Origin of the sequence: Streptomyces longwoodensis, from assembly GCF_001514125.1 — a bacterium.
GTDB classification, from domain to species: Bacteria; Actinomycetota; Actinomycetes; order Streptomycetales; family Streptomycetaceae; genus Streptomyces; species Streptomyces longwoodensis.
This window is the reverse complement of the sequence record NZ_KQ948571.1, coordinates 1-13,602: the sequence shown is the minus strand read 5'-3', so window position 1 is coordinate 13,602 and position 13,602 is coordinate 1. Positions and strand designations below refer to the sequence as shown.

At 72.6% G+C, this 13,602-nt stretch carries 8 protein-coding genes; 3 read left to right on the top strand and 5 right to left on the bottom strand.

Going from position 1 to position 13,602, the window contains the following annotated elements; all coding sequences use genetic code 11:
* Positions 1–20: 20 nt before the first annotated feature.
* The 3 genes from AQJ30_RS36295 to AQJ30_RS39730 form a co-directional block, all read right to left on the bottom strand.
* Positions 21–668, bottom strand: a complete 648-nt coding sequence (locus AQJ30_RS36295; protein ID WP_067242495.1) for a ScbR family autoregulator-binding transcription factor — start codon at positions 666–668, stop codon at positions 21–23.
* Positions 669–1,219: 551 nt separating this feature from the next.
* Positions 1,220–2,806 (bottom strand): acyl-CoA carboxylase subunit beta, encoded by a 1,587-nt coding sequence (locus tag AQJ30_RS36290; protein WP_067242493.1) that lies wholly within the window; start codon positions 2,804–2,806, stop codon positions 1,220–1,222.
* A 1,043-nt stretch (positions 2,807–3,849) separates the two neighbouring features.
* Positions 3,850–4,071, bottom strand: a complete 222-nt coding sequence (locus AQJ30_RS39730) for an acyl-CoA carboxylase subunit epsilon (protein WP_067242490.1) — start codon at positions 4,069–4,071, stop codon at positions 3,850–3,852.
* Positions 4,072–5,136: 1,065 nt separating this feature from the next.
* Here AQJ30_RS39730 and AQJ30_RS36280 point away from each other — a divergent pair.
* Positions 5,137–5,832 carry a hemerythrin domain-containing protein gene (locus tag AQJ30_RS36280; RefSeq protein ID WP_067242488.1) on the top strand — a complete coding sequence of 232 codons (696 nt, stop codon included), beginning with the start codon at positions 5,137–5,139 and terminating at the stop codon, positions 5,830–5,832.
* Between the two features lie 441 nt (positions 5,833–6,273).
* On the opposite strand, the gene AQJ30_RS36275 is transcribed toward AQJ30_RS36280, so the two are convergent.
* Entirely contained in the window at positions 6,274–6,702 is a 429-nt protein-coding gene (locus AQJ30_RS36275; RefSeq protein ID WP_067242485.1) for a hypothetical protein, read from the bottom strand.
* Positions 6,703–7,618: 916 nt separating this feature from the next.
* Between AQJ30_RS36275 and AQJ30_RS39915 the strand changes: the two genes are divergently transcribed.
* Positions 7,619–8,611 carry a ScbA/BarX family gamma-butyrolactone biosynthesis protein gene (locus AQJ30_RS39915; RefSeq protein ID WP_067242482.1) on the top strand — a complete coding sequence of 331 codons (993 nt, stop codon included), beginning with the start codon at positions 7,619–7,621 and terminating at the stop codon, positions 8,609–8,611.
* 3,134 nt (positions 8,612–11,745) lie between these two features.
* Positions 11,746–12,168 (top strand): hypothetical protein, encoded by a 423-nt coding sequence (locus AQJ30_RS36265; RefSeq protein WP_169808517.1) that lies wholly within the window; start codon positions 11,746–11,748, stop codon positions 12,166–12,168.
* 639 nt (positions 12,169–12,807) lie between these two features.
* Here the strand turns inward: AQJ30_RS36265 and AQJ30_RS36260 are convergent.
* Positions 12,808–13,455, bottom strand: a complete 648-nt coding sequence (locus tag AQJ30_RS36260; RefSeq protein WP_067242476.1) for a ScbR family autoregulator-binding transcription factor — start codon at positions 13,453–13,455, stop codon at positions 12,808–12,810.
* Between the last annotated feature and the right edge of the window lie 147 nt (positions 13,456–13,602).

The following is a 13,602-nucleotide window of genomic DNA, read 5'->3' as shown; positions in this document are numbered from 1 at the left end:
GGGGTGGCGGGGTGTGGGGGTCAGGGCCGGGGGTGCGGGTGGTGGGGGGTGGCGGGGTGGGAGCCGGTGCTGCGCAGGCGGGGCAGGTCGTGGCGGGGGGCCAGGCCCGGCAGGAGGGTGGTCCACAGGGCGGTCGTGCGGGTGCGGGCGAGCCAGGAGGGGTCGTCGGCGCCGAGGACGGCGAAGCCCACGGTCGCGGCGGTCAGGGTGCGGGCGGCGTCCGCCGCGCGGACGCCCCGGGCCAGCGCGCCGTGTGCTTCGGCCCGGCGCAGGGTGTCCTCGAGCCAGCGCTGCCAGTGGGTGTGCGGGCTGCCCTGGCGCGCTCGGGTGGGCTCGCAGGCGAGGGCGAAGGCGCCGCGCAGGACGATGTCGGCGGCGAGGGCGTCCATCAGCGCGTGGGTGGCGTCGATGACCTGCTGCAGCAGCGGGCCCGGGCGCGCCGGCACGCTTGCGGTGATCCGGGCGAGCCGCTGGCAGGCCTGGGCCTCGACGGCGTCGGCGAGGGCGTTCTTGCTGGCGAAGTGGAAGTGCAGGGCGCCGTTGCTGACGCCGGCCTGCCGGCTGATGGTGCTCAGCGACGCCGCGGCGAAGCCCTCCTGGGCGAACACCGCGGCCGCCGCCTCGATCAGCGCCTGCCGGGTACGGGCCGCCCGCTCCTGCTTGACCATCTGCCCTCTCCTTCACCAACACCCACCACCCACCACCACACCCGCGCCGCACCCCGCCGCGCCGCGCAGCATCCGTGCGTTCGTGCGTTCGTGCGTTCGTGCGTTCACCCGCCACCCGCCAAGCTGCCGCCCGCGCCCGCCACATGCCGCCCGCCGCCCGCGCCGGGCACCGCGCCCCCGGGCCGTACCGGGGCCCGGGCACCGGGGCCTGGGCACCGGGGCCCGCACTGCGGTGGCCGCCCGGCCGGGCGCTGGGCGCCGGGGCCTGGGGCGGGCCGGGCTCGCGGGGCGGACTTCGGGGCAGGTTGGCCCTCGGTCCCGCCCGGACCTGGCGGGGCGGGGCGGGGTTGGCGGCGCCGGGGTGCGGGCCGTTGCGCCGTGCGGCGGGCGGACCCGGCAGCACCGGTGGCGCCGGAGTGCGGGCCCGCCCCTGCGAGGGGGGCGGGCCCGGTGTCCGGGGGGGCGTGGGCCGGGAGGGGCTGCTGCGGGCCGGGGGGTGCCGTTGCGGCTGCAGCAGTCGTAGCGGCCGGTGCCGCCGTGTGCGGGGGCTGCTACTGCGGGGGGTTGCCGTGCTTGCGCGAGGGCAGGGCGGCGTGCTTGGTGCGCAGCATCGACAGGGACCTGATGAGTACTTCGCGGGTGGCGGCGGGGTCGATGACGTCGTCGACCAGGCCGCGTTCGGCGGCGTAGTAGGGGTGCATCAGCTCGGACTTGTATTCCTTGACGAGCTCGGCGCGGGTGGCCTCGGGGTCCTCGGACTGGGCGATCTGCCGGCGGAAGATGACGTTGGCGGCGCCGTCGGCGCCCATCACGGCGATCTCGTTGGCCGGCCAGGCGTAGGTGAGGTCCGCGCCGATGGACTGGGAGTCCATCACGATGTAGGCGCCGCCGTAGGCCTTGCGCACCACCAGCGAGATGCGCGGCACGCTGGCGTTGCAGTAGGCGTACAGCAGCTTGGCGCCGTGGCGGATGATGCCGCCGTGTTCCTGGTCGACGCCGGGCAGGAAGCCGGGCACGTCCAACAGGGTCAGGATGGGGATGCTGAAGGCGTCGCAGAACTGCACGAAGCGGGCGGCCTTCTCGCTGGCCTCGATGTCCAGGACACCGGCGAGGGTCTGGGGCTGGTTGGCGACGATGCCCACGACGTGGCCGTCCAGGCGGGCGAGCGCGCAGATGATGTTGCGGGCCCAGTGCTCGTGGACCTCCATCAGCTCGCCGTCGTCGACGATCTCCTCGATGACGCGGCTCATGTCGTAGGGGCGGTTGCCGTCGGCGGGGACCACGTCCAGCAGTGCGGGCGAGCGGCGGGCGGCCGGGTCGGTGCACGCGGTGCGCGGCGGGGGCTGGCGGTTGTTGGAGGGAAGCAGGGACAGCAGGTAGCGCACCTCGGCCAGGCAGGTCTCCTCGTCGTCGTAGACGAAGTGGGCCACGCCGCTGGTCTGGGCGTGCACGTCCGCGCCGCCCAGGCCGTTGTGGGTGATCTCCTCGCCGGTGACGGCCTTGACCACGTCGGGGCCGGTGATGAACATCTGCGAGGTGTCGCGGACCATGAACACGAAGTCGGTCAGGGCCGGGCTGTAGGCGGCGCCGCCGGCGCAGGGGCCCAGGATCACGGAGATCTGCGGGATCACCCCGGAGGCCTGGGTGTTGCGGCGGAAGATGCCGCCGTAGCCGGCCAGCGCGGTCACGCCTTCCTGGATGCGGGCGCCGGCGCCGTCGTTGAGGGAGACCAGCGGGCAGCCGGCCGCGATGGCCATGTCCATGATCTTGTGGATCTTCTGGGCGTGGGCCTCGCCCAGCGCGCCGCCGAAGATGCGGAAGTCGTGCGCGTAGACGAAGACGGTGCGCCCCTCCACCGTGCCCCAGCCGGTGACCACACCGTCGGTGTAGGGGCGTTTGGCCTCCATCCCGAAGCCGCCGGCGCGGTGGCGGCGCAGCGGCTCCACCTCCTGGAAGGAACCCGTGTCCAGCAGCAGGTCGATCCGTTCGCGGGCGGTGAGCTTGCCGCGCGCGTGCTGCGCCTCGGTCGCCTTGCGGCCCGGGCCGGCCAGCGCCTGCTCACGGATCTGCTGCAGCTCCGCCACCCGGCCGTGCAGGTCGGCCGGCTCCAAAGAAGCGAACGCCGTCGTCGTCGTCATCGCTGGCCCCTTTTCCCGGGCAGGTCCACACGATCCCGCCCCGCTTCCACACCGAACATGGTCAAAACCGCCTGATCACTTGCCTTGTGCGTGCCTGTGCTGCCTGTGGCGTGCCCGTCCTGCCTAGGCGTGCCCGTAGCTGCCTGCGGGCCTGTGCGTGCCCGTGCTGCCTGGGCGTGCCCGTAGCTGCCTGCGGGCCTGTGCGTGCCCGTGCTGCCTGTACGTGCCCGTGCTGCCTGTGCGGGCCTGTGCCGGACACCAGGACCGGCAGTGCCCGCCCCGCCCGCCCCCGCACGGGCAGCCGCCCGGCCGGACAGCCACCCGGCCCGGTAGCGCGCCATCCGGGCAACGCCCGCCCCGGGGATACCGCCCGCCGGGCGGCGCCCTGCGGGCGATGCCTCACCGGCACCCGCCCGGGGCCCGCTCACCGGAGAGCGCCCAGCCGGGGGTCCCAATCGCCGGGGAGCGACCGGCCGGGGGACCCTCGCCGGAACACCCGGTCGGGGCCACCTCTTGCCGGGAGGCCCCCTGCGGGCTCCCCTCACCGGCACCCGGTCGGGGCCGGCTCGCCGGGCGGCCCCTGGACGGGGCAGCCGGCGGACGCCGGCCCGGCCAGGAACCCACCGCGAGCAGCCACCTGACGGCAACCACCCGCGGGCAGCCCATTGGTGAACCTCCCGCGGACAGGGCCCCGTCGGGACCCGCCCATGGACAGTGGCCCGGCCGGGAACCGGCCGCCGGCAGCCGCCCGTCGGAGACCACCCGCGGACAGCACCCTGAGGGGGCCGCTCGCGAACACCGCCCGGCCGGGGAGCCCCCCACGGCTAGCACCCCGTCGGGGGACTACTCAATGGACGGCAGCCGGTCGGGGACCGGCCTGAGGGCAGCACCCCCGGTGGCGGTCTGCGGTCTGCGGGCATCTCGGGGACGGGGACCAGCCCGGGGGCAGCGTCCCTGGCGGCGGGGTGAACTACGGGCGGCATCCCGGCCGCGAACCGTCCACGAACGGCCTCCGGTACGGGAAAGCACGAGGGCGGGCCGGTTCACCGCCAGCTGCCGGGCGCGGTGAAGTCCTGCACCGACGCCCACCAGGACCGGTCCGCCGCCGGCGGCCCGTCCGGCGCCTGGCCTGCGAGGTTGTCCTGCGCCTCGCCGTGCGCCTGGTCCCTGGCCCGCAGGGCGAGCAGCACCGCCGTCACAGCCGCGAGCTCCTCCGCGCCGGCCCGGCCGCGTTCCACCCGCAGCACGGTGTGCGCACCCTCCATCCCGTCCCTCCCGTCCATCGCGCCCGGCCCGGCACTCACAGGCCCCGGCCCGGTCCGCCCGCACAGTCAGTGCGAGCCCCGGGCCTCACACCGCCGGTCCCCGGTCCCGGCCTTCTGGCGCGGTCCCGGACCCGGTCTCCTGCGCTGTCCCGGTTTGGCCATCGTGAGCCGCACGCCTCGAGAGGCGGTCCGGACTCGCTCGAGGATCACCAGGGACCGCTTGCACAAGAACCACCCCGCACCTTCGGTCCGGGTGTCTTGCGGACCAGCCCGGCCGGACCAGCCCGGCCGGACCAGCCCGGCCGGGGCAGGCCGGCCGGGGCAGGCCGGCCTGCCGCTGTACTGCGCCAGTGGACCTGGCGCAGTACAGCGGCAGGAAACGGCCCCCTCCCGCTCGAGTGAAGCCGAGGACCGGGACACACCGGCCACCATGCGACTGGGCAGCTGTGCTGCTGAGCGGCCGGGGCGCCCCTCCCCCAGGCCGCCCTGGCCCGGTCGGTTACCTGCCGGGCTTCGCCGCCCCTGAGGATCCGGGGCACAGCACGTCCAGGGGGTGGCAGTTGCGCGGAAGCCTGCAGACGTCGCAACGCACTGCGCGGGAGCGGGGGTTCACGCTCGGGCGAGGTGACGGGCGGGGCGGGTCCGAACCGGCTGACGGGCGGGCTGGGCATCGCTGCTCCACCGGCGCCCGCGACCCTGCGGTGGACAGGCGGCGGGGGCAGAAGCACGGGCATGACCCGGGGGACCGACCGGCCTACGGCAAGCAGCCTTCTGCTGATGTGCCGGCACGCGGCGCACTCGAAGCACACCCCGGAGGAGGGCGGAGCGCAGTCCGCCACCGCTGCAGACACGCCGCGAACAGCACGGCGGCGCCCAGGCGCGTTCGATGGCGGGCTGACGGCGGGGCCGGCAGGGCCCCGATCACGCTACGCCGCAACGCACCCGTCCCCGGCCGGATTGCCGCAGTGGGCGAGCGGCTCGACCTGGTTGCCGGCGGCGAAGCCAGGGCCACTAGGCTGCCGGTCCCCCCGGATGATCACCGTTCGCTCACAGAAGTGGCCCCCGATGCCCACCACCGCCGGTCCGTTGACCGCCGAGGACCGCCTGGACCCCCAGGAGATGGTCGTCCTGCACCGCGTCTTCCGCCGCGAGATACCGCTCCTGGCCCACCTGGTCGAAGCTGCCGCCCCGCACGACCAGCGGCGTGCTGCCGTACTCGCCGACCACCTCGACCTGGTCCTCGGTGCCCTGGGCGAACACCACGACGGCGAGGACCACCTGCTGTGGCCCAAGCTGCGCGAGCGCGCCACCCCCGATACCGGCGTCGTCTCACGGATGGCCGACCAGCACGAGGCCATCGCCGGCGCGCTCTCCTCGGCCACCGAGCTGTCGCACCGCTGGCGCACCCGGCCCGGGCATGACACCGCCCTGCTCCTCGCCGAAGCCCTGCGCACACTCGACCGTCACGCCACCGTGCACATGGACGACGAAGAAGAGCACCTGCTGCCCCTGATGGCTGAGCACATCACGCCCCGCGAGTGGTCCGAGGTCGGTGAACGCGGACGCCGCAGCGTCCCCAAGGCCAAACTCCTGATCTTCCTCGGCGCCATCCTCGAAGACACCACCGCACAGGAACGCCAACAGTTCCTCTCCCAGATGCCCGCCCCCGCCCGCCTCCTGTGGCGCACCCTCGGCACCCGCCTCTACCGACGCACCACCGCCCGTGTCCGCGGCACCAGCGCCATGCTCCCCCGGGCGTAGCACCCCAGTTCACCTGTGAGGACCGGGGCGCTGCGGCCGCCCCGGCCGGGTTTTCACGCCGGCTCCTACGGCGTCTTCGGCCCCGACAGACAAGAGCGCGACCGGACCTGCAAGGCCCCCACCGTGCCGCCCTGAGCATTACCGTGCCGCCCTCAGGCGTTGCAGTGCCGTCTCCAGCAGCGCCCAACTGTGCTCACGCCTGCGGATGGGGGGTGGGGGGTGGGCGGTGGGGGGTGGGGTGGGCTTCCAGAGCGGTGGCGGCGTCCCTGGCCACCCCCCTTGGCCGGCAGCGCGCCGGCCCGCCCTCGGGCCCCGTCCAGCGCAGCGCTTGCAGGCGGGCCGTTCGGTGCTCGTCCGGTACACCGGCATGAGCGGGAACGTCTCGCAGGGCTGCTGGTCCTCCGACCCTCTTTCCCTCAGCAGGCCCGTCGAAGGGCTCGGTCAAGGTCTGCGGTCGTGGCTGTCCACCGGCCGGGGGGCCGCCCAGCCGTGCCGCACGCCGCAGGGCTCACGGTCGTCCCTCCTGCTCACCCCGGACGTATCGAAGCCCCGGGTGAGGACCAGGCTGCGCAGGGCGCTGCAGCCGAGCAGGACAGTGCCCGCCGCCGTGACCAACAGGCCGAACAGGCCGTCGTACCCGCGACCGTCCCCGGCGCGCACCACCTGCACCAGTCCCCACCCGCCCACTGCGGCCGGCACCGCCCACACCGGCCACAGCAGCCGGTGCGCGCGCCGGCGCCGGCACACCTCGGCCGCGGACCGCAGGACCACCCGCACGCCGGCACCGCAGTGCTCGCAGTGCTCACTGCGCTCGTTCGCCCGGCCGGCGAACCGGTCCAGACTCCTCGCCTGTGCACCGACCAGCGTCACCGTCCGGGTGTGGTCCCCGGCATGCCGCGTCACACGCGGTAGGCATGACGCTGTACCGCAACCCGTCCGAGATCCCGCTCGCCACCGCGCCCCCTGGGCGGGTTCCCGCCCAAGTCCCCACCTGTACCGGGCCGTTGACACCCCTGTGCGCGGCGCGACGAGGACGGGGGCGGCGGGCGCAGGCCGGCCAGGCCCCGCTGACACCGAGCCGCGACGCGACGAGGCGGCAGGCACAAGCCGGTCAAGCCCCGCTGACACCGAGCCGCGACGCGACGAGGCGGCAGGCACAAGCCGGTCAAGCCCCGCCGGCACCGAGCCGCGGCGGGGTGGGGCGGCATCGCGGTGGCCGGTGGCCGGTGGAGCCAGAGATACGCTGGCCACGGCAGCGAGGGCTTGAGGACACCGGCCGCACAGGCCGGCCGCACACGGCCCCCGCACCCGCCACCTATGCCCGGCGCGGGGGTCAGGAACCGGCAGGGCTGGCGGGTTGAGGCCCTCCCCCGCCCGGCCCGCACACCACCCACACACCCCCACCGGCCCCCGCACACGCCCCGGATGCCGGTAACCCCCCAACCGGAAGCAGCCGTTCCCCCGCCCGCCCCCGGAAATACCGGCGCACCACCACACCCCCGCGAAGCCGCCCGGCGGCGGCCCGCACCCCGGCGCACAAAACCGCGCGGGGCAGCGGTTTCCCGCAGCCTCGCAGGTCGCACGGGGTGGACCGGCCGACGGGGGCGGGCGGGGACCGGGGCCGTGACTCCGCCAGGGCCCGGCCGGGATCCGAGGTGGAATCGATCAGTCCACAAGTCGTGCAGGCGGAGGGTCTCGTTCCCCTAGAAACTAAACCGGGTGGTATGTATCTTCCCTGGCGAGGAAAACCCTCACTTCCAGTCAATGTCAGCTGAGGGGGACAGACATGTCTGCGAGCACGTTCCAGATCGAACGCGCGCTTCCCGCCGCCCACCCCACCGCGCACGGTGCCCCGGCAGCCATGGGAGCCACACCCACCGCAGTACGGCACCACCCGTCCCTGACCACCACCGTGCCCAAGGAATACGTCCACCGCGCCAGCGTCGCCGAAGTGATGCTGACCGGCTGGCAGCGCCTGGGCGCCCACCACTTCACGGTCAGCGCCCAGTGGCCGCGCCTGCACGGGTACTTCGCCACCGTCGACGGCCACCACGACCCGCTGCTGGTCGCCGAAACGATCCGCCAGGCCGGACTGCTCCTCGCCCACACCGAGTACGCCGTCCCCCTCGGCCACCAGTTCCTGATGTGGGACCTCAGCGTCGACACCAGACCCGAACACCTGCTGATCACCAGCACCCCCGCAGCCCCCGAGATCGAAGTCACCTGCAGCGACGTCAAACACCGCGGCACCACCATCTCCGGCCTGCACCTGAACGTGGTCATCCGCCGCGACGGCCACATAGCCGCCACCGGCGCCGCCACCTTCAACTGCACCTCACCAGCCGTCTACCGCCGCCTGCGCGCCGCCCGCACCGGCCCCGGCGCCCCCACACCCCTGCCCCTGACCAGCCCCCTGGCCCCCCAGGACGTCGGCCGCCTCTCCCCCACCGACGTCGTCCTCTCCCCCACCAGCACCCCCGACTGCTGGCAACTGCGCGCCGACACCCGCCACCCCGTCCTCTTCGACCACCCCGTCGACCACATCCCCGGCATGGTCCTGCTCGAAGCCGCCCGCCAGGCCACCACCGCCCACCTCAACCGGCCCTGCCTGCCCACCGCCATCCACAGCCACTTCACCCGCTACGCCGAACTCGACACCCCCTGCCACATCACCGCCCACACCCTCACCCCCGACCCCGCACACCCCCAGCAAGTCCTCATCACCGGCCACCAGAACAACACCCCCGTCTTCACCACCACCATCACCACCACCACCTGAACCCGGGGCCACCAAAGGGCTGCCCCGCACCGCACAACCGGGCCACCGAAGCAGCCCCCGAACCGGCCCACCGGCTCAGCCCGCCGGCTCGGCCCGCCGACCACACCACCGGCCCGGACCACACCACGAGCCCAGACCACCAGGAGCAGGAGCCCGGACCGCACCACCGGACCCGGCAGCCCCGCGCTGAACTGCCGGGCAGCCGAACCACCGGGCAGCACACCCCACCCCAGGCCCCCGCAGCCGGGCCAGGCCCCCACAGACGGCACCCGCACCGCAACACACCCCGCACCACCCACAGCCCGGCCCCGCTTCCACGACGGCGAAAGCCCGCACAGCCCAGCACGCGCCACCGCGCCACCCGACTGCGCCGCAAGGGCCGCCCAGGACCCCCGAACCACACGTCTGCAGTCCCGGCCCCCACCGGCCCACCCCCGCGCGCAGCCCGGCCCCGCACCACACTTCACGACGGCGAAAGCCCACACAGCCGGTGTCACCCCAAAGGCCTGACGACCCGCACACAAGCCATGCGGCCACACCCGGTCAGAGCGCAAACGCCGCCCGGCCCACCAAGCCGGGCGGCACCGCACTGACCAGCCACAACGCTGACGCGCTTCGATCCCGGCGGCCCGGCCCACAAGCCCGCCCCCTGCCACCACCGCGGGCACCACAGCCCGCGAAGACCGTGCACGCCCACGGCAACAGAAGACCCAGGGCAACCACCCGCAGGGCTACGACCGGTGACAGACCGGCCCCGTCTCCCGGGCATCCTTTTGTCGGAGGCGGCGCTGGAGCAGGTCGTCGTCGACTCGTCCACTGCAACGGCACAGCCCGGCAACTCCTGCTCCCAGAGCCGGGGTCCGGCTCGCGGAAGACCCGCAGGCGCGGCCTGCACCGGTGGCACAAAGCAGGAATCCTCGACCGGTCGTATCGAGTCTGCTCGCGAACCGAACACAGCCGGCGGACCCGGCTGACCACGAGACCGCGTGGACGGCTTTCACATCCGCGCGAAAACAAAGGGGCCCGCTGACACGGGGTCCGTCGCCGGTCGACGGCGGAAAACGGGCAGCACACACCACCCGATCCGGGACGGACGCGGAACCCCGCTCCAGGTCATCACGACAGCGGCTCACGCCCACGACATCACCCAACCCCTCCCCCCGGCCGACGGCACCCCGCCCGCCTTGGGGCCACCCCGGCCGGCCCCGCCACAGGTCCGACACTCTGCCCGGTCACAAGGGCTACAACTCCAACGCCCACCACGACGAGATGAGCAGCCGGAGATGCCGTTCCCTTCGGCTGCGGCGAGCGTTGTGTGCTGCCCCAGATATGCGCCAGTGCGGTATGAGAACCTCCGGGCATCAGCTACGACCTGTCTGGGAAGGCGAACGGCCGGCCGACGACAAGTTGGCCAGCCGCATCTTCAACGATCTGTACGACCGCTATCTCGACGGCCAGACCCACGAGCCCCTCGCCCGAGCGCATCTCCGCTTACGTCGCCGCGCTCCTTCAGCGGTGGTGCGACATCACCGAGGACAGCGAAGAGACCTCGCCCTGGTCGGCCGGACCATTGATCGACAGTGCACGTGGCCCACTCATGTACTTCGGGATGAGCTGGAACATGGCCCAGGAAACCTCCGCCTATGCGGCCGGCCCCGCAGAGTTGACGGGGCTGGTCTGCTTCGACGTGCAAGAAAACCGGCCCAGGCCTTGAGAAAGACCTCGACGAGGCCGGCACCGAGGCCCCGACACGCCGAAGCACCGCCCGGTGGCGCGCCGCAGGACCAGCGCGAAGGAAACCCCGAAACCCGCCACGCAGCGCCGCAGAACACCGACCGCACCGACCATCACCGCGGTGATGAGCAGCAGCACCGCCGCCGACGCCGGCAAGCCCCCGGACAACGAAACCAGCGAGCAGGCGACCAGGAAAGCCACCCCTGCACAGCAGCACGCATACGCACCGACGGCCAGGCAAACGACACCGCGGCCGGCCCGGACCTGGAAGACCACGACGATGACACTACTGCGCCCACAAGAAGAGCGTTGGGAAGAACCGACCGCCCACAGACACCCACCAAGCAGCCCTCCACCCCGCCGACCAGCAAAACACACCACCCCGCGCAACACCGACAACCCACCCCACAACCCACACGGCCCCCTCACCATCACAGCACCCCCGGCCGCCCCCTCACCCGCCCCCCAGCGCCGCCCGCCAGACCAACCGGATCCACCCCACGCCACCTCACACCGCCGCCGGCACCCGCCCCTGCCGCTCCGCCACCCAACGCGCACCGGCAGGACGTGGACACAGCTGAGCGAATGGTGCCAGACGGGCCGTGAACGATCTTCCAGGACGCGGCACCGGAGCCCCCGATACACGTTCCAGGTGGAGACCGACGGCGATGCGATGACCGCGCGAACTCGGCCGCAATCATCTTCGCCGCCACCTCAGGCAGTACTCGGCGGCAGCAGCCGGTCTTCGACACTTCTCGGCAAACGGGTGCACCGGCGCCGTTCACGCACTGCTCCACGGAACGGGCGTGGACCACGCCGCACCGCGTACTCCTCGACCGACCTGGCATGAACGGCGAGCTGGACCGGTCGCGCTGCGCAATCGATCCGGTCAGTGTCCGGGCGGTCAAAGGGGGGCCCCGACCGGACCGAACCCGACCCATCGCAGCAGACTCGGGCCGAAGAGTCACCTGGCCTGCGACCACAACCGCCTACCGCTCTCGGCGGGCGTCCCGGGTGCCGACCTCCACGACAGCCAGGCCCTGACCCCGTCGATGCACGGCATCCCGCCGGTCCGCCCCCGCTCCGGCCCCCGGCACCAACACCCAGCCAGACTGCCTGCAGACCAGCGCCACACCTTCGGACCACCCACGAGGAGGGCTGCGCCGCCGGCAGATCGTGCCGCACACCGCCCGCCGCCGAGATGGAAAATGACAGCCGTCCGGGCCCGCACCGCTGGGTGGGTCGAGCAGACGACCGGCTGAACGGGTGCCGTCGCCTGCACCACCGCCACGAGCCCAAGGCCAGCCACTTCCCCGCCCTCGTCGGCACCCCAAGCGCCCTGACCTGCCACCGGCGCCCTCACCGATCAAGGACTTTCGTAGAGTGCCCAGCAGGATGCCATGCACCAGGAGGTTGCAGGAATGCTCGTCTCATGGACAGCAACGGCCCCCGGATCGCGGCATTTCCCCGCGACCGAACGAACCTCCCCTATCGCGGATCTGACAGATCACTTCACCGCACTGCGCTCGCACGGCCAGGGATACCTCGAAATCCGCCTGCACGGCGACGAGTTTCCCCTGCTCACCCTGGGCTTCCTCAACGATCGAGCAGTCATCCACCTGTTCGACACCGCTGAGAAGCAGTCCCTGCTCATCGGCGACGGCACCACCCCAGCAGACACGGCCGTGCACCTGCCCATCATGGACGACCTGGCCGCATTCAGCGGCGACAACATCATTGCCGTCGACCGCGCGTGGACCCTCATCCGCCACTACATCCAGACCGGCACCCCTGGCGCGCCGGGTGCGTGGCGCGAAATCTGACCCCGCCCCGATCACCCATCAAAACACCGTCCAAGACACCCAAGGACGGTGTTTCCCTCGGCTGCGAGCATTGGGGACTGCCCCGGACGCCTGCCAAGGCGGTATGAAAAGCCCTGCGGACATCAGCCACGACCCGCCTGCCCGGGAAGACGAACGGCCGGCCAACGACAAACCGGCCAGCCAGATCCTCAACGATCTCCACGACCGTCGCTCCCTCGACGGCCAGACCCAGGAACCTGCATCCGAGCACATCATCCTGGCACCGCCACAGCCCCGCACCGCGCCACAGAACACCCGCGCACCACGCCGGAACTCCCCACCCGGCAGCACACCGAGCGCACGTGTGAGGCCCCGACCCGGGCCCCACCACCCACAGACACCCGCCGACCAGGCCACCACCCCACCAGCGACAGCAAAACAAACCATCCCCACCCACCCACCACCCCCACGCACCACCGACAACCCACCCCACAGCCCACACGGCCCCCGCCCCCGGCCGCCCTCCCCCCGGGGGCCGCGCCAGGGCAGCCGCCCGCGCCCGGCGGCCCTCACCACCACACCCGCCACCCCAGCCCCCTCCCCACCCGCACCCCTCACAACCGGCCGGGGCCGAACCCACCAGACCCCCCCCACAGCACCTCACACCACCACCGGCACCCGCCCCTGCTCCTCCGCCACCAACCGCGCACCCCGGTCCGCCGCCAGATCCAACCGCAACAACACCGACGGCGACGCAATCGACGGCAGCAAATTCTTCAACAACAACGACACCCGATACTCCACATCCTCCAGATCCGTCTCCAACTGCGCATACATCTGCACCCCATTGAACGCCCCCACCACCAACTCCGCGATCTCCCGCGGCACCACATGCGACAACGTCTCCCCCCGCCGCCCCGCCTCCTCCAAAATCTCCGTCAACAACCCCACCCACTGCGACCACGCACTACCGTAATGATCACGCCCCACCGGATCCGCCGACAACCGCGCACCCGCCCGCAAAATCGGATCACGCCGCAACCGGTGCGCCACCGACATCGCCAGATCCACCACCTCCTGCAACTTCACCTCCTGCACCGGCGGCCGATACGACGTCTGCTCCTCCAACACCCCCCTCGCCAACGCCTCCTTCGAATCAAAATGAAAATACAACGCCCCCTTCGTCACCCCCGCAATCTTCAAAATATCCGTCACCTTCGCCGCCAGATACCCATGCTCCGCAAACACCTGCGCAGCCGCCTCCACCACCGCAAGACGCGTCCTGATCGCCCGCTCCTGCTGCGCCACGACAACCCTCCTCCCACAACCAGCCCCGCAACCCAGGCACGGAACCACCAGAAAAAAACCGACTAGGAGGTACCTTAATCCCAACCCCCACCCCACCACCAGACCAACAACCCAACCCACACCCCTTCCCCCCACACACCGAACCAC

Coding starts and splice junctions, on each gene's coding strand:
- AQJ30_RS39915 (WP_067242482.1), top strand. CDS start 7,619: ATGTCTGCGAGCACGTTCCAGATCGAACGCGCGCTTCCCGCCGCCCAC.
- AQJ30_RS36295 (WP_067242495.1), bottom strand. CDS start 668: ATGGTCAAGCAGGAGCGGGCGGCCCGTACCCGGCAGGCGCTGATCGAG.
- AQJ30_RS36290 (WP_067242493.1), bottom strand. CDS start 2,806: ATGACGACGACGACGGCGTTCGCTTCTTTGGAGCCGGCCGACCTGCAC.
- AQJ30_RS39730 (WP_067242490.1), bottom strand. CDS start 4,071: ATGGAGGGTGCGCACACCGTGCTGCGGGTGGAACGCGGCCGGGCCGGC.
- AQJ30_RS36280 (WP_067242488.1), top strand. CDS start 5,137: ATGCCCACCACCGCCGGTCCGTTGACCGCCGAGGACCGCCTGGACCCC.
- AQJ30_RS36265 (WP_169808517.1), top strand. CDS start 11,746: ATGCACCAGGAGGTTGCAGGAATGCTCGTCTCATGGACAGCAACGGCC.